This is a genomic window from Chitinophaga vietnamensis, assembly GCF_902167635.1.
GTDB classification, from domain to species: Bacteria; Bacteroidota; Bacteroidia; order Chitinophagales; family Chitinophagaceae; genus Chitinophaga; species Chitinophaga vietnamensis.
On record NZ_CABHMS010000008.1, the window covers coordinates 45536 to 61901 of the forward strand.

Below are 16366 nucleotides of genomic sequence, written 5' to 3' on the forward strand. Positions count from 1 at the left end.
ATTTACGGATTTATAAATTTGGGGCTTCCTCCAAATCCGTAAATTCATAAATCCGTAAATCTCACCATATTTTCCAGCATCCTGCGGTAGTGGCCACTTTCCAGCAGTACGGGCTCATAGCCCATCAGGATCACCTGTTTTCGTGCACGCGATAACGTTACTAGCAGCTTGCGGTCTACCTCTATCTCTTCCTCTTCCCATTTGAAGCGCCCCAGGCATTGAAGCGTCTGTACCTGCGCGGCATGATACACCGCCAGCGATACAACGATGATATCGTTCTCGGAGCCCTGGAAGCGTTCCACCGTATCTATATTAATATCCTGTAATCCCTGGTCATCGGCCAGCAGCTCGCGTATCAGGCTGATCTGTGTACGCCAGGGCGTTACCACTCCTACGGTATCCTTACTAAAAGCCGGCCCATACTGCATTTGCAGGTATCGCAGCAGATCCGCTACCCTGGTAGCTTCTGTGGTATTCATTTTGGAAGTAGGCTCATAAGGACTGGGGATGAACACCTTCCGGCCCGCCCCCAGCGCACGTTGCCATCTCTCGCCATTGCTGACTGGCGGCGTAAAGGCCTCCTGCTGTGCCTCCCTGCCGGAAGCCAGCTGCCCCGCATAATAATGATTCACCAGCGCAGCGATATGGTCGTGCATCCTGAAATGTGTGTTCAGCATACCCCAGGCATGGCGCCAGTGCTGCGTTTTACAGCGCTGCATCAGCCGCTCGAAAATAGACGACCGCAGGTCATGGAAACCCAACTCCCGCAAGGAAGCATCTTTTACTGTACAGAAATATTCCTCCTGCGCCACCACCGGCGGCAACTGGTTCTGATCGCCGATCAGGATGAACTTACGGAAAGGCACCAGCAATCCCAGCAACTGCGGCTCGGTGAGCTGCGATGCCTCGTCGGCGATCAGGGTATCGGCAGGAATCCCCATCATCAGCAGCTGCTCCAGGCGGGTAGCCATGGTAGCCACAGTACCCACAAATACGCGATGACTGGTAACGAAGCTGCGGGCCTCGTCCAGCTGGCCTTTCAGGCAATATTGCCGCAGCTGTTGCGCCGAACCCGCACTACGCCCTCCCATACGGAGATAGCTAATCTGCTTTGCATCGAGCTTATGGCAGATCTCTTCCACCGCCTTGTTGGTAAAGGCCACAATGATCACATGGTGCGCCCTGTTCACCATCTCCCCTACTATCGCCGTGAGCAGGGAAGAAGTTTTACCCGTACCCGGCGGGCCTTGCAGCAGGTAGTAGTCCTCTGCCTCCAATGCCTGCTGCACAATGGTTTGCTGGTTTTGATTGAACATCACCGGCGCCGTGCCGGTCAAGGCTTTGCTGCGGGGCGCTTCGAGACCCAACAACATATCCGTGCGGCGCCGGTATTGTGGCAGCAACACATAGAACAGCGATGATGCCGCCATCCAGTAATTGGATTCATAAATATCATGTTCGATGATCCACTCATCATACTGACGGAGGAAATCCATCGTGATCTGACGGTTATTGAGGGAGAAGACAAGCTTGTCTTTCCCCAGCTCGTCTATGCGGCCCTTCAGCAGCTGTTGCTGCAGGGGCGCCAGTTCCGGGCCGGTACGGGGATAGATCACGGCGGTATCTCCCACCCGGAAGTTATGACTAACGGGCACGGTTATATCAAAATGAACGGCGCTGCTGCTGGTATCAAACTCGCGGAAATGCAGTCCGCGTATGATGTTGAAACGGGCGGTCTTTTCATTTTCGGGTTGCAGCCAGAGGGCGGCGAAGCCGTCGGCATCATCTTCCCGGTGCACCTCGGAGAACATGCCGCATTTGGCCTGGAGGTATTCGCGCAGTATGAAAGAGAGGAACTCGCAATAGTAGGCCCTGGCCAATGCGGGCGCATCTTGCCATGATCTTTCAAAGGCGAGGAAATGTTCTGCACTGAAACCCGGCAGCCCGCTGGCAGCCGCGCTGGTGATGGCAGAGAGCGCGCCATATTCGCCGGATGCCAGCCGCAGGAGCATGGCCACTACTTCATTGCGGAGGTGCAGCAGGTTGTTTTCGGTGGCATGGGTACTGCTCACGTTGCGCAGCGGCTGTGCCGCCGCAGCAGAATACAGGATGGCCGAGCTGCCCTTCCTTTGCCGCCCGAAGGCCGAACGCAGCAGCAGGTTATAGCCCACTACCTGCATCTCGTGGTTCTTCCAGGTATTGAAATCCGGCGCCTTGCCGCTTTTTAACTCGAAGATCTCCTTGCGGTGCGGGTCTTTATCGTCTTCCGCCATCAGGTCAAGACGCCCTTGCAGGCCATATTGCGCCGAGAAAAAGGTGGGCTCTATACGCACCGGCTTCGCTTTCAGGTCCTGCACGGTACTGTGCAGGTTGCCCCAGTGCGATTGCCGGATATCGCGGAACATGTCATTGATCTGCTCACGGCCGTAAGCGGCCGCCTGTAGCACATTTTCGGCTACGGCCTCTACAAAGGAAGATTTAAAATCGATCTCACTGTTCCGCAACATTTCATCCAGCAGGGCATTGACGAGGTTGCCCCGGAAGGCGGCCGGACTGGATTTTTGCGGCACAAGCTTTTTAACGAGATATAATAATTTGTTGAAACCTTTGCTGGTGAAACATTCTGCAAGATCGCTGATATCGATCAGCAGGTCGGGCTCCAACACCAGCTGGCTCTCGGCGGTGGTTACATAATCTGTTTCGTTGCTATCCTGGCGGCAATGCAGTACGTGAATGGTATCATAAGGACGTAACAGTCCGTGCAAAGCCGCCACAGTAACGGAATCCATATCTTGTAGTAATAACCGGAAATCTCCCTGTTCATCATTCTTCACCTCCAGTGAAAAACTGTATCTCCCCTTCGATCCGGTCTGCAAAGCGCTGCTTGCGGTGATCATGCATTTCAGCAGCGGAATGGTAGCAGGCCTTTGTTTTAAATTTCTGGATAAGATATGACTGCCCGTTTCCTGGTAAATGGGTGAAAGCGTGGCGGGCGCCAGGGTGTTGAAAAACCATGAAACGGCCTCTGATAGCGCTTTTATGCAAAGTACATGTTCTTCCGGTTGTAAGGGGAAAAGCGAGCGTGTAGCCCTGGCCGTTAGGATGCGCAGTGCGGTGAGCTGCTGGTGGATATCCGGCGGCACCACCTCCTTATCGAAGTAGAACTGCATGCGGGCGAAGAGGTTGCCGAAAGAGCGGTGCTCTTCCCGCGTAAGCTCGCGGAAAAGGCTCTCCAGTATCAGCTTGTAAAACCTGATCTTGTCTTCCGGTTGTTGTATATGATGTGCCTCCAGTATCCTTGCGTAAAACGCCGCTGCTTTATGTGATGCCCGCATCCACGCAATATAAGGAATACAATAGTGTTTGCATCAATGGGCCATTTGTTTTACCTTTTGGGGGATTTATAGTGTAAACATTTTTTTATGTCATCCAAAAAAATAGCCATTATAGGTGGTGGGAACCTGGGCTCGGCCATCGCCCAGGGATTGCTGAAGAGCGGTTTTTCAAAGGCCGGTGATATCATTGTCACCAAGCGCAATACCGGTACGCTCGGCGCCTTGCAGGAAGCGGGGGTACAGATAGAGAGAGATAATGCGAAGGCGGTGCGCGGCTCTGAAGTGATTGTGGTAGCGTTGAAGCCATATAACGTTCGCGAGGTATTGCAGGAGATCAAAGCATCTTTCGACCCGTCTAAACAGATATTGATCAGTGTAGTCACCGGCGTTAGTATCGACGACCTGGAACAGATCACGCCGGGAATGGCCGTGGTGCGGGCGATGCCCAATACGGCGATCGCGATCCAGGAATCCGTGACCTGTATCTGTTACAAGAACGCCAGCGAGGAGCAGGTGGCCTATGTAACCAATATGTTTAACCAGCTGGGCGTAACGGTGAGCATCGACGAAAAGCTGATGGATGCGGCTACTGTGCTGGGCGCCTGTGGCATCGCTTATGCGCTGCGTTTTATCCGGGCGAGCATACAGGGCGGTATCGAGATCGGCTTCGACGTACGCACTGCCAGCCTCATCGCGGCACAAACGGTGAAGGGCGCGGCAGAGCTGCTGATCAGGGAAAACCGTCATCCGGAAGAAGAGATCGACAAGGTCACCACCCCCAAAGGCTGCACCATTGCAGGTTTGAACGAAATGGAACACCAGGGCTTCAGCTCTTCCCTTATCAAGGGCATCACTGTTTCCTATAACAAGATTGTGAAAGGCTAATCCTTACGCGGGTAGTCGAAGAAGAGGAAATGCTTTTTGGCGCGGTCAAAATCTTTCCACGACGGGGTATCGGCTTCGATAGCGAATATGCCGGAAGTAGGTACGTTGTCGATCCTGATCTCTTCGGTAAGATAATTAGCGAAGTCGGTGATACCGGGATTGTGTGCGAAGATGGCTACTGCGTTGAAGTCGTCATCGATTTTGGTGATCACTTTCAGGAATGTGGAAGCGTAGCATAAATAGAGTTCTTCTTCCAGCAGGATGGCCTGTTTGGGGTATTTCCATTCGCCGGCCATGATTTTAGCGGTGGTGCGGGTACGTTTCGCAGGACTGGAAATGATCAGTTCTGGCACCATTCCGCGCACAATGAGGCGGTTAGCCATTTCCGGGGCATTCATTTTTCCTCGTTTGTTGAGAGGCCGGTCGAAGTCATCCATGTCTGGATCGTTCCAGCTGGATTTTGCATGGCGAATGAGGAGCAGTGTTTTCATGGGCTGAAAACCAATTGTTCGGAACGAAAATACAAGATTTTACAGGAAGTTAATGGCTTGGCGTCAAATGATGAATTGGGGCGGGCGTATTTAAGATAAAATTAACATGGAACTTATATTTATTTCATTGCGTTGCCGGCATGCCGGCAACGCAATGAAATAAGATTAATAACCTCTTTCGTTCTTTCCTTCCATATAGTTCATGAAGGCCTTGTTTACTACACGGTTACCGCCCGGAGTGGGGTAATTACCGGTGAAGTACCAATCGCCCAGGTTGTTGGGGCAGGCTTCATGCAGGTTTTCTACGGATTGATAGATCACTTCTATTTTTGCGCCGATACCTTGTGGTGTCAGTATTTCCGCGATCTTGGCGGAGATTTCTTCCGGTGTGAACGGCTTGTAAATATTCTTCACTACGTTTTGTGCGTGCAGGGTGTTGGTGCGCTGTAATTCTTTACAGAGGCCATAGGCTTCCTGCAGGATGTGTTCTTTGCCCTGTTCTTTCAGCAGCGCGATGGCAGCCTGGAATGCAACGAAGTCGCCCATCTTGCTCATATCGATGCCATAGCAGTCCGGGTAGCGGATCTGCGGAGCAGAAGAAACAATGATGATCTTCTTGGGTCCGAGACGGTCGAGCATCTTTACAATGCTTTCTTTCAGCGTGGTACCACGAACGATGGAGTCGTCGATCACCACCAGGGTATCTACACCGGGTCTCACGGTACCATAAGTGATATCGTATACGTGCTGCACCATCTCGTTCCTGCTGGAATCCTCTGTGATAAAAGTTCTCATCTTCACGTCCTTGATGGCGATCTTATCGATGCGGATGCGGCGGTTCACCATTTCGGTGAGCTTTTCTTCATCAAAATCGTTACCCCAGGAAAGGATACGTTCTACCTTTATTTTGTTGAGATAATCTTCCAGTCCTTTCAGCAGGCCATAGAAGGCTACTTCCGCTGTATTGGGGATGAAAGAGAAGATGGTATTACGGAGATCGTTATCGATTGCTTTGAGCACGGTACCGGAAAGGTTGCGGCCCAGGGCAGTACGTTCTTTGTAGATTTTCTCATCATTACCACGGGAGAAGTAGATCCTTTCGAAGCTGCAAGCCTTGCGTTCTTTCGGCTCCAGTATCTGCTCAACGGAGTATTCGCCGTTTGGTTTTACGATGAGGGCGTTGCCGGGCATCAGCTCCAGCACTTCATTTTCGCCAACGTTGAAAGTGGTGCGGATGGCGGCTCTTTCAGAAGCGGCCACGATCACATCATCGTTGATATAATAGTAAGATGGACGGATGCCGTGCGGATCGCGGATCACGAAGGCATCACCGGTGCCGATGAGGCCACCGGCGTGGTAACCGCCGTCGAATAAAGAAAATGCCTGTTGAAGGATGTGTTTTACGTCGAGACCATTGCGGCGAACTTCATCTTCTTTTGTGAGGAAGTGGTGTACTACTTCCAGCATGGCCGCGAGGTCGGAATTTTTATGTGTTTCTCCGGGTTCTACATTTACGAACTTGAAGAGCTCATCTGCATTTACCAGATTGAAATTGCCTGCCATGGCGAGGTTGCGGGCAGGGATGGTGTTGTAGCGTACAAAGGGGTGGCACAGTTCTGCATTGTTCTTGCCCTGGGTGGCGTAGCGGAGGTGCCCCATCAGCAGCTCTCCCAGGAATTTGATGTGCCCTTTCATCAGGCCCGGATATTTGGTGATCTCAGGCTGGTATTTTTCTATTTCCTGTACCTCATCGCGGATCTTTCCAAAGATGTCCCCGATGGCTTGTGGAGCGGCGCTCCGGACACGATGCATAAAGGGAACTCCAGGTTCTGTGTCCAGCTTTACCGTAGCAACACCAGCGCCATCCTGGCCTCTGTTGTGCTGTTTTTCCATGAGCAGGTACAGTTTGTTCAGCCCATAGAAAACGGTTCCATATTTTTGTTGGTAATAAGAGAACGGTTTTCTTAATCTTATAAATGCCAGTCCGCATTCATGCTTGATCGCATCACTCATGCCAGAAAATTGAAGACGCAAAGTTACGCTAAAAAAATAAGAATAAAACAACACGGCCGCCTGCGATGTAGCAGGCGGCCGTATTGCTTTATTCTCATTTACTTATTTAGTTATTGCTTTGCCAGTTGCGACATCCACTGGCTGATGTGCTTGCAATCTTTATATTCCGGATCTACGTGTACGTAGAACGTTGGTATCTTTTCAATCAGCCATTTATTGATGGCTTCTGCACGTTTGATATCCAGGGTACGTTGCTGGATACGGGAATAGTCGTCCGTAAGATTTTCCCTATGCGGATGTGTACGTGTTTTCAGGTAAACGATGCGGGTAGAGGTACGGCCGTTTTCGTCTGTAAACTGTACGGGTTTTGATATCTGGCCTGGTTTCAGGGAATCCAGCATCATCAGGATGTCTTTCTCGGAAGGATCATCCAGCTGATCGATGGTGATCAGTGTACCATCGCCGGTTTTGGACTGAAGCATACCGCCATCGAACTTGGCGCTGGGGGCATCGCTGTATTTGGCTACGGCTTCAGAGAAGGTGTAGCGGTTCGCCAGGATGTTAGTACGGATACTATCCAGCTTGGCGAGGCATTGGCTCAGATCGGACTTGGTTACTGCCGGTCTTACCAGGATATGTTGTACGGTTACGTTGTCGCCCTGACGCTTCAGCATCTGGATGATGTGGTAGCCGTGTTGTGATTTGATGGGAGAAGATATTTCGCCTTCTTTCAAACGGAAAGCTGCCGCGAGGAAGTCGGGATCCCAGGTGTTTTTGTCGTTACGGTTCAGCACATAAACGCCTTTATTGTCCTTAACGCCCGGATCTTCCGAGTAGAGGATGGCGAGAGAACCGAAGTCGGCTTCTTTGTTGATCACCCGTTTTTTAAATTCCAGGAGCCGGTCGATGGCATATTGGTCCATTTCGCGGGTGGCTTTGGGAGAGATGATCAGCTGGCCTATTTCCAGTTCGGATTCGTAGAATTTGAGACTGTCTTTAGGGATGGCGTCAAAATAGCGCTTTACTTCAGACGGCGTCACTTTTACCGGTTCGATGATTTTGTTGCGCATGGCTTGTGCCAGCAGTCCTTCCCTGATGGGGGTGCGGAAACGTTCGCGGAGCTGGTAAACGGAGTAGCCGGTGATTTCTTTCATTTTCTCTTTGGAGCCGTAGAGCTGTTCGAAGTAGCGGATACGGTTTTCCATCTGTCCTTCTACGTCGCCGTCGCTGACAGGCAAGCTGTCGCGTTCGGCCTGGAGTACCATCACCTTCTGGGAGATCAGCATTTCCATGGTTTGGCAGGCGGCGCTGGCAGGGATGTTGCCGTCTACAGAGTTGCGCTGCTGCTCGGCAAGTGCGCCATCCATATCAGATTTAAGGATGATCTTTTCACCCACGATACCGATGATTTTATCTGCCACCATTTTCTGCTGGGCCGAAGATGCTTGCCATAACAGCAAAGCGCCTGCGGATAATGCCAAAAGTTTCTTCATACAAAAGCGGTAAAGTTCAAAAATAACCAATTAAAGATCAGCTGTGTAGTTATTATCGACGGATTTAACAAAAGTTTAGATGAGGCAGGAAAAAATACAGCGAAGAGCCGGGTGGATCTTCGCTGTATTGCTATGGAGGCCGGATTTAAAAGCGGGTAGCCGTTAAATGGAGGCCTGTTATAATGTTCTTTTTACTTCTACTTCTTCGAAACCTTCGATGATATCTTCCGGTTTCAGGTCGTTGTAACCGCGGATACTCAAACCGCACTCCATGTTGGAAGCTACTTCCTTCACGTCGTCTTTATAGCGTTTCAGTGATGCGAGTTCGCCGGTGAACACTACGATACCATCGCGTACCACGTTGATGCGGGTATTACGGGTAAGTTTGCCGTCGAGTACAAAGCAACCTGCAACGGTAACTTTGTCGAAGCGATAGGTTTCGCGTACGGCCACGTTGCACACCACTTTCTTCTCGATCTTCGGTTCCAGCATACCTTCCATTGCGCTCTTGATCTCTTCGATGGCGTCGTAGATGATAGAGTAGTTGCGGATTTCGATATTTTCCTTTTCCGCCAGCTTGGCTGCCTGTGAAGAAGGACGTACCTGGAAGCCGAGGATGATCGCATCGGAGGCGGTTGCCAGCAATACGTCGGATTCGGTGATCTGGCCTACGGCCTTGTGAACGATGCTGATCACGATCTCTTCGGTAGACAGTTTCTGGAGGGAGTCGCTCAATGCTTCCACAGAACCGTCGAAGTCGGCTTTGATGATCAGGTTCAACTGTTTGAAGTTGCCCAGTGCCAGTCGGCGGCCGATCTCGTCGAGTGTGATGTGTTTCTTCGTGCGGATACCTTGTTCGCGAACGATCTGGGCGCGGCGGTTGGCCACTTCTTTTGCCTCGGATTCGTCTTCAAACATTTTGAATTTCTCACCAGCTTGTGGCGCACCGTTAAGACCCAATACCTGTACAGGTGTGGATGGTCCGGCTTCGTCCATTTTCTGGCCGCGTTCATTGAACATGGCTTTGATCTTACCGTAGAAGGAGCCGGATACGATGGTGTCGCCCTGACGGAGCGTACCATTCTGTACCAGCAGAGAGGCTACGTAGCCGCGGCCTTTATCCAGAGAGGCTTCCACGATACTGCCGGAGCCTTCGCGGTTCGGGTTGGCTTTGAGTTCCAGGAGTTCTGCTTCGAGCAATATTTTCTCGAGGAGTACGTCGATATTCAGGCCGCTCTTCGCAGATATTTCCTGGCTTTGGTATTTACCGCCCCAGTCTTCTACGAGGAGGTTCATGCCGGCCAGTTGTTCTTTGATCTTTTCCGGGTTGGCGCCTTCTTTATCAATTTTGTTGATAGCGAATACCATCGGGAGGCCTGCGGCCTGAGAGTGAGAGATCGCTTCCCTGGTTTGCGGCATGATGGCGTCATCTGCTGCCACTACGATTACGGCGATATCCGCCGCTTTGGCGCCGCGGGCGCGCATCGCGGTAAACGCTTCGTGACCGGGGGTATCGAGGAAGGTGATCTTTTTACCGTTGGCAGTGGTTACCTGGTAGGCACCTATGTGCTGGGTGATACCACCTGCTTCACCCGCTACCACATTGGCGCTGCGGATATAGTCGAGCAAGGAGGTTTTACCATGGTCTACGTGACCCATGATGGTCACGATTGGCGCGCGTGGTTCCAGGTCTTCTGGTGCGTCTACATCTTCTTCCTCTTCATTATCTTCAGCAGCGTCGAGGCCGATGAATTCCACTTCGTAGCCAAATTCGCCGGCCACGAGTTCTATTACTTCCGCGTCGAGGCGTTGGTTGATAGACACCATGATACCGAGGCCCATACATTTGGAGATCACTTCTGCGAAGCTCACGTCCATGAGGTTGGCCAGTTCGCTTACGGAAACAAATTCCGTTACCTGGAGCTTGTTGTTTTCGGCTCCCTGTGCCGCTTTCTGGCTGGCTCTTTCCTCGCGTTTTTCCCTGCGGTGTTTGGCTTTCACGTTCTTACCGCGTCCGCCGCCACCGAGTTTGGCCATGGTTTCCTTGATCTTGTTCTGGATCTCGTTTTTGTCGATTTCTTTCTCTTCAACAGGGCGTTTTTCTTCGTGACGGTTTCTGTTGAATCCGCCGCCCTGGCCGGGTCTGTTGAAGTTACCCTGACCGCCGGGTCTGTTATGGCCGCCATGCTGGCCGCCGCCCTGGCGGTTGAAGTTAGCGCCGCCTTGCTGGCCACCTTGGCGGTTGCCACCCTGGCCGGCGGGTCTGTTGTGCTGGCCGCCGCCTTGTTGGCCGCCAGTATTTGCGCCGCGGTTGCGGTTATCGCCGTGCTGACCATGTTGGCCGCCGTGTTGGCGGTTGCCGTGCTGGCCGCCGGCGCGGTTATCACGGTTATCGCGATTATCATTACGTTGGCGATGTTCGCCCGGAGCGCCACCTTCCTTATGGCTGCCGCCTTCTTTGAAGTCGCGTGGCTGGATGGGTTCCGGTTTCTTTTCAACGATGATACGTTTACGTTTACGTTTTTCGTCGCGGTTAAAGTTGCTTTTGTTGTTATCGCGTCTGTCGGATTGTACCGGCAGATCGATTTTTCCGATCACTTTAGGGCCGGTAAGTTTTTCGGCCTGGATGTTTTCGATCACCGCGCCGGCTTGTTCATCCTGTGATGCAGGAGGAGTTTGGTTGCTGGAATCGGCGGCAGGTGTTGGCGTGGCAGTGCGATGTTCATCCCTCTGTTTTGCCGGAGTATCAGCTGTTTCTCTGATAGCAGCAGCCGGTTTTGCCTCTTGTAATACTTCTTCCACTTTTTTAACTACAGGTTTATCTTCAACCGGTGCGGCTTTTTCCGTGTTATGTGTCGTATCGGTCAGGTCTGTTTTCGCTTTCTCTGCTACCGGAGCGGGGGCTTTTTCGGCCTTCTCCGTTTTGTCGGCTTTTTCGGCCGGCGGTATTTTCTCTGCTGCTGGCGCCTGAGGAGTGGCTACGGGAGCCGGTTCCGGTTGTTTTTCCGCTGTTGGTGTTACGGGAGCTGCCGGCGCCGGTTTTTCTTCTTTCGGTGCGGCGGCTTCCGGTTTGGCGGGAATTTCCGGTTCAGGAGTTTCCTTTTTGGCGGGAGCAGGTTTTTTCCGGTTCAGGGCGTCGAGGTCGATCGTGGTGATTACTCGTGGGCCGTTGATCCGTGGTGATTCTGTTTTTACTACTTCCGGTTCTGTGGGAGGTGCGGGGGCTTTCTGCGTTTCTGGGGCGGGAGGTGCCGCAGTTTTTTCCGCTTTAGGAGCCGCTTCCTCTTTTTCGGTGGCCGGAGGGGTGGGAACGGTAGCCTGAGGGGCCGGGGTTTCCTTTACGGGTTCCGGTTTAGGCTCAGGTTTAGGTTCGGGTTTGGGAGCTTCCGCTACGGGCGCTGCCTCTTCTTTTTCTTTGGTAGTCGTCTTTTTCGCCGCAGCCTCCGCTTCCTCTTTCTCTTTCTTCTTCATCGTTTCTAACACGCTTCCTTTGGGCAGGGCTATCTGGTCGCTTTTGCGTTTGTTAGCCTTGTCCTGTTGGAATTCCGACTGCAGCGCTGTGTACATAACAGCCGTAAGGCGGGCATTTGGCGAACCAAAGCCACCCATATCGAAGCCTTTATTGGAAAGAAAATCGATCAGGGTTTCCTTACCAATATTAAACTCTTTGGCTGCGGCCAGCAATCGTGGTGTGTTGTTTGTTGTTTCAGGCATATTGTATTTTGGGCCTCCCCTGTTTCCCGTTTCTTTAAAACGGGTTGTTTTTTTACGTTTAAACAATAACTCGAAAAAATCAATTCCCCTTCTTATAAGCCCTTTACCTGGGAAGGGTTCTGGCTGGGCTTTATTCTTTGTCAAACTCTTCCTGTAATATTCTTCTTACATCCTGCACTGTCTCTTCTTCCAGATCAGAACGGCGTACCAGTTCTTCTGTGGTCAGCTCCAATACGCTGCGGGCAGTATCACAACCTATTCGTTTCAGCTCATCTATGATCCATTCTTCGATTTCGTCGGAGAATTCTTCGAGATCGATATCAAATTCGGCCTGTTCCTGTTCTTCATCGCGGAATACGTCGATTTCGTAGCCGGTGAGTTCGCAGGCCAGTTTAATGTTAACGCCTTTTTTACCGATGGCCAGTGATACCTGGTCGGGTTTCAGGTAAACGGAGGCGTATTTGTTTTCGTTATCCACTTCCATGCGGCTGATCCTGGCGGGCGTGAGGGAGCGCTGGATGAGCAGCTGGATGTTGGTGGTAAAGTTGATGATGTCAATATTTTCGTTCCTGAGTTCACGAACGATGCCATGGATGCGGCTACCTTTCATACCTACGCAGGCGCCTACCGGGTCGATACGGTCATCGTAGGATTCTACGGCCACTTTGGCTCTTTCGCCGGGTTCACGGACGATTTTTTTGATCACGATCAGGCCGTCAAAGATCTCGGGCACCTCAATTTCCAGCAATTTAGCCAGGAAGGATGGATGTGTACGGGAAAGAATGATGAGTGGGGCATTATTTTTCAATTCCACTTTTTTCACCACCGCTCTCACGTTCTCCCCTTTTTTGAAATAATCAGTGGGGATTTGTTCGGCTTTGGGCAAAATTAATTCATTCCCTTCATCATCAAGCAATAAAACTTCTTTTTTCCAAACCTGGTAAACTTCCCCAGTTACGATCTCGCCGGCTTTGTCGGCGTATTTTTTCACGAGGATGTTCTTTTTCAGGTCGCCGATGCGGGCAGACAGCGTTTGTTTAGCCGCCAGGATGGCCCTGCGGCCGAAGTCCATGATCTCTACTTCTTCGTAGAGGTCTTCACCTACTTCCAGGTCCGGCTCGATGCTGATCGCTTCGGTATATGCAATCTGTGCATTATCATCTTCCACTTCCCCGTCGGCCACGATGGTACGACGGCGCAATATTTCCAGGTCGCCTTTCTCAGTATTTACAATCACGTCAAAATTCTCATCAGAGCCATACTTTTTCCTCAGCAGTGTTTTGAACACATCTTCCAATACCTTCATCAACGTAGGGCGGTCAATGTTTTCCGCCTCCTTGAACTCGGTGAATGACTCAATCAGGTTAATACTAGCCATGTTTAGTTATTATATTTTAAAACACGATGCACACCTTCGTGTGCTTGATTTCATTTAATTGTATGTCGGTTGATTTCTTTTCCTTCTTTTTGCCGATAGTTTCCTCGATGGTGATCATATCGTCTGTCACTGCCAGCAAGGTACCTTCTTTAGCGGTACCGTCCAGCAGGGTCACTTCTACTTTGCGGCCAATGTTTTTCAGGTATTGACGGTGCAATTTAAGCGGCTCATCCAGTCCGGGAGAAGATACTTCCAGAGAGAAATCGTTGTCGGGGAACAGCGCGGCTGTTTCCAGCAAAGGGTATAAAGCACGGTTAAACGCCACCAGTTTATCTACCGGTACGCCTTTATCTCCGTCTAAAAAGAGCTTTATATTGTTGGTGGGTTTAATTCTGATATCGACCAGAAAGTTGTCGGGATCATTTGCCAGCAGCCCCTCTGCCAGTTCCCGGATAGCTGTTATCACAAGTTCGTTTGCCATACAAAAAGCGCGAAGGGGACAATATCTCGTCCCCTTCGTTTGAATCATTTTTCCTACGCAAAATTAGGATTTTATTTTGATTGAAAAACTATTTCTTTAACTTGTACATAAATATTTATTGCGGATTACGCGGGCATTTCAGAGATATTTGCAGAAAAAATAATATGTTTGGGCAGATGAAAACAGCATGGTGGCGAAAGATTAACCTGGAGCTGATTGCCTGGCCCAGCGGCCTGCTGCTATTGTTCTTCCTGCGGCCCGACGAAAAAGCCCCGAGCCTTTGTTTACTGAAACAAGCCGGCATCCCCTTTTGCCCCGGATGCGGGCTCGGACACGGGATACATTATTTCCTGCACGGACAGTGGCGCGAAGCTATCCATCATCACTGGCTGGCACCTGTTGTAGCCATTATGCTGATGTACCGGACCATACAACTGCTGCGGCAGCATTTTGCCGACTAAATACACACCATTATGACAGAGTTTTCATTTGCCCTATTACCTGGTATTGAACCAGAAGAGTTAATGTGGTTGCAGGAGCTGACCAAAGGCTACAGCAACGAAGACAAGCAACGTTTCCTGGCGCTGTACCAGTCGAGGCGTAAAGACCCGCAGGTCATACTGATATGCAGTTTGATCGGGCTGGTGGCCGTTGCCGGCATACAGCGTTTTCTCCTGAACCAGATCGGCATGGGGATATTGTATCTTTTCACCTTGGGCTTCTGCTTTATCGGCAGCATTGTGGATGCGGTGAACTATCGCAAGCTGGCCTGGGAGTTCAACAAACAGGAAGCGCTGAAATCCGCTGCACTGCTGGGTTTATAGGTATCGCGCCTTTCCGGAAAGTTAAAGAAAGCTTAAAATGAGGCAGATTTTCCAGTGGCGGAATAGATATTCTGCTACCTTTGCTTCATTATGTTGAAATTAATACTCTATATATTTTTCGGTTATTTGCTGTACAAGCTGGTGTTTGATTTTATCATACCGGTGTACAGATCCGCCAGGCAGGTGAGGCAACAGATGGGCGATATACAGCAACGTATGCGACAACAGTTTGAAGAGCAACAGGCCGCGCAGCAAGGCTATTCACAGCAACAGCAGCAGTCGGCCCCGCGGCCTGCGCCGAAATCTGACAAAGGAGATTATATCGATTTTGAAGAGATAAAAAATTAGTTGGAAGGCCGGTTATCGCAACCGGCCTTTTTTATGCTTATGCCGTTTGCGGCCTGAAAATATCGAGGATGGTTTTGGGCGGCTGCAGGTGAATGGTGTGCAAACCCACTGCCCTGGCGCCTTCTATATTAGGCAGGGTATCGTCGATGAAAACAGTTTCTCCGGCCTTGAGGCCATTTTCTTCCAATACATACAGGTAGCTTTCCTTGTCCGGCTTACGGTAGCCGATATCATGAGAAAAATAAGCTTTGTCGAAAAACGCCGCCAGTGAGGGGATGCCGCGGGTATCCTGTAATATCTTGTTGAAGGCTATTTCGTGAAAAGCATTGGTATTGCTCAATAAATAGAGGTTATACTGTTGGCGTAGCTGTTGGAGTAGCTGCAGGCGCGCCAGGGGGAAGTCGAGCAGCATGGCATTCCAGGCGTCTACGATCTGCGCGTCGGTAACGCCTGCGGGCACGTGCTGGCGCATTTCTGCGAGAAATTCCTCCATGCCGACATGCCCTGTTTCCAGTTTGTTGAACAAATCAGAGCCGTGGAATTGCGTGTACAGCTCATGAAAATGCGCCACGCCCAGGGCGGTGAAAGCATCGCTGGTGCGCTGATAGCTGATGTTGAGGATCACGCCGCCGAGGTCGAAGATGATATTTTTAATGCCTTGCATATGATCAGAATGAATTACAAAGAAAGCAGTTTTTCTGTAAGTATAGGCGTGACCGTTATCTCATTAAAATATTTTTAGGATAATTCGGGAAAATAATTAATTTTGCCGTCCCTCGAAAAGAGGGATTTTAGTTCTTCGGAACGGCTCCTATAGCTCAGTTGGTTAGAGCACCTGACTCATAATCAGGGGGTCCCAGGATCATGCCCTGGTGGGAGCACAGAACTGGAAAGGCTTTTAGCGGAATGGCGCTGAAAGCCTTTTTCGTTTGATACAATTTGCCGTTTTGCGGGCTCTTACAAAGGAATGGCAGGCGCGCGGGACTCACTTACTGCCTTTTTGGGGCAACATCAATTTCTGTTGCAGCAATTGGAGTTACTTTTTCAGTTGAAGTCCATACCAAAAAATACTCGAATTTCTTGCTATCGGGAGTACAACCGACAATATACTCGCCAGGATCAAGGCTACTTTCACGGACGTAATATTCACCACAAACCCGAATGTCATTTTTTACCAGAGCACGACCTATTGTTATAAATTCCTGGCCTTGAGGTTCTCGCCATTGCTGATTATATCTTTCTGAAAAAGTACTATCATGAAAAATCGTCCAAGGAGAAGTCTACCTGCAAAAATTTTCTCCATTCTCCAGAAAAAAGAAAGTGCATGGCACGAATTGGTATCATGCCCTGGTGGAGCATGAGAGAAAAACAGCTTTCAGCATTTTGCTGAAAGCTGTTTTAATT

General features: G+C 50.5%; 12 protein-coding genes and 1 tRNA gene. 5 read left to right on the forward strand and 8 right to left on the reverse strand.

The window, feature by feature from the left end:
* Nucleotides 1–44: 44 nt before the first annotated feature.
* On the reverse strand, nt 45–3335 hold the full coding sequence (locus tag FPG75_RS20525; protein ID WP_143309417.1) for an AAA domain-containing protein: 3291 nt from the start codon (nt 3333–3335) through the stop codon (nt 45–47).
* Between the two features lie 87 nt (nt 3336–3422).
* Here FPG75_RS20525 and proC point away from each other — a divergent pair, with 87 nt between their 5' ends.
* On the forward strand, nt 3423–4220 hold the full coding sequence (proC, locus tag FPG75_RS20530; RefSeq protein WP_143309419.1) for a pyrroline-5-carboxylate reductase: 798 nt from the start codon (nt 3423–3425) through the stop codon (nt 4218–4220).
* On the opposite strand, the gene FPG75_RS20535 is transcribed toward proC, so the two are convergent.
* The 6 genes from FPG75_RS20535 to FPG75_RS20560 form a co-directional block, all read right to left on the reverse strand.
* Nucleotides 4217–4711, reverse strand: a complete 495-nt coding sequence (locus FPG75_RS20535) for a SixA phosphatase family protein (protein WP_143309421.1) — start codon at nt 4709–4711, stop codon at nt 4217–4219. The two genes, proC and FPG75_RS20535, sit on opposite strands and share 4 nt — an antisense overlap.
* Before the next feature lie 165 nt (nt 4712–4876).
* Nucleotides 4877–6724: an amidophosphoribosyltransferase gene (locus tag FPG75_RS20540; protein ID WP_143309423.1), complete on the reverse strand. Its 1848-nt coding sequence runs from the start codon at nt 6722–6724 to the stop codon at nt 4877–4879.
* A 110-nt stretch (nt 6725–6834) separates the two neighbouring features.
* Complete coding sequence (locus FPG75_RS20545) at nt 6835–8217, reverse strand: peptidylprolyl isomerase (RefSeq protein ID WP_143309425.1); 1383 nt, start codon at nt 8215–8217, stop codon at nt 6835–6837.
* Between the two features lie 177 nt (nt 8218–8394).
* Nucleotides 8395–11931 (reverse strand): translation initiation factor IF-2, encoded by a 3537-nt coding sequence (infB, locus tag FPG75_RS20550; protein ID WP_143309427.1) that lies wholly within the window; start codon nt 11929–11931, stop codon nt 8395–8397.
* A gap of 130 nt (nt 11932–12061) precedes the next feature.
* On the reverse strand, nt 12062–13309 hold the full coding sequence (nusA, locus tag FPG75_RS20555; protein WP_143309429.1) for a transcription termination factor NusA: 1248 nt from the start codon (nt 13307–13309) through the stop codon (nt 12062–12064).
* A gap of 16 nt (nt 13310–13325) precedes the next feature.
* Entirely contained in the window at nt 13326–13790 is a 465-nt protein-coding gene (locus tag FPG75_RS20560) for a ribosome maturation factor RimP (RefSeq protein WP_236652854.1), read from the reverse strand.
* A gap of 176 nt (nt 13791–13966) precedes the next feature.
* Between FPG75_RS20560 and FPG75_RS20565 the strand changes: the two genes are divergently transcribed.
* The 3 genes from FPG75_RS20565 (at nt 13967) to FPG75_RS20575 (ending at nt 14962) form a co-directional block, all read left to right on the forward strand.
* Nucleotides 13967–14251, forward strand: a complete 285-nt coding sequence (locus FPG75_RS20565; RefSeq protein WP_161596868.1) for a DUF2752 domain-containing protein — start codon at nt 13967–13969, stop codon at nt 14249–14251.
* A 12-nt stretch (nt 14252–14263) separates the two neighbouring features.
* Nucleotides 14264–14614: a TM2 domain-containing protein gene (locus tag FPG75_RS20570; RefSeq protein WP_143309435.1), complete on the forward strand. Its 351-nt coding sequence runs from the start codon at nt 14264–14266 to the stop codon at nt 14612–14614.
* Nucleotides 14615–14701: 87 nt separating this feature from the next.
* Nucleotides 14702–14962: a DUF4834 family protein gene (locus tag FPG75_RS20575; protein ID WP_262712066.1), complete on the forward strand. Its 261-nt coding sequence runs from the start codon at nt 14702–14704 to the stop codon at nt 14960–14962.
* Nucleotides 14963–14999: 37 nt separating this feature from the next.
* On the opposite strand, the gene FPG75_RS20580 is transcribed toward FPG75_RS20575, so the two are convergent.
* Nucleotides 15000–15626 (reverse strand): HAD family hydrolase, encoded by a 627-nt coding sequence (locus tag FPG75_RS20580; RefSeq protein ID WP_143309438.1) that lies wholly within the window; start codon nt 15624–15626, stop codon nt 15000–15002.
* A 143-nt stretch (nt 15627–15769) separates the two neighbouring features.
* Between FPG75_RS20580 and FPG75_RS20585 the strand changes: the two genes are divergently transcribed.
* A tRNA-Ile gene (locus tag FPG75_RS20585) sits at nt 15770–15843 on the forward strand.
* Nucleotides 15844–16366: the final 523 nt, after the last annotated feature.

Coding starts and splice junctions, on each gene's coding strand:
- FPG75_RS20525 (WP_143309417.1), bottom strand. CDS start 3,335: ATGCGGGCATCACATAAAGCAGCGGCGTTTTACGCAAGGATACTGGAG.
- proC (WP_143309419.1), top strand. CDS start 3,423: ATGTCATCCAAAAAAATAGCCATTATAGGTGGTGGGAACCTGGGCTCG.
- FPG75_RS20535 (WP_143309421.1), bottom strand. CDS start 4,711: ATGAAAACACTGCTCCTCATTCGCCATGCAAAATCCAGCTGGAACGAT.
- FPG75_RS20540 (WP_143309423.1), bottom strand. CDS start 6,724: ATGAGTGATGCGATCAAGCATGAATGCGGACTGGCATTTATAAGATTA.
- FPG75_RS20545 (WP_143309425.1), bottom strand. CDS start 8,217: ATGAAGAAACTTTTGGCATTATCCGCAGGCGCTTTGCTGTTATGGCAA.
- infB (WP_143309427.1), bottom strand. CDS start 11,931: ATGCCTGAAACAACAAACAACACACCACGATTGCTGGCCGCAGCCAAA.
- nusA (WP_143309429.1), bottom strand. CDS start 13,309: ATGGCTAGTATTAACCTGATTGAGTCATTCACCGAGTTCAAGGAGGCG.
- FPG75_RS20560 (WP_236652854.1), bottom strand. CDS start 13,790: ATGGCAAACGAACTTGTGATAACAGCTATCCGGGAACTGGCAGAGGGG.
- FPG75_RS20565 (WP_161596868.1), top strand. CDS start 13,967: ATGAAAACAGCATGGTGGCGAAAGATTAACCTGGAGCTGATTGCCTGG.
- FPG75_RS20570 (WP_143309435.1), top strand. CDS start 14,264: ATGACAGAGTTTTCATTTGCCCTATTACCTGGTATTGAACCAGAAGAG.
- FPG75_RS20580 (WP_143309438.1), bottom strand. CDS start 15,626: ATGCAAGGCATTAAAAATATCATCTTCGACCTCGGCGGCGTGATCCTC.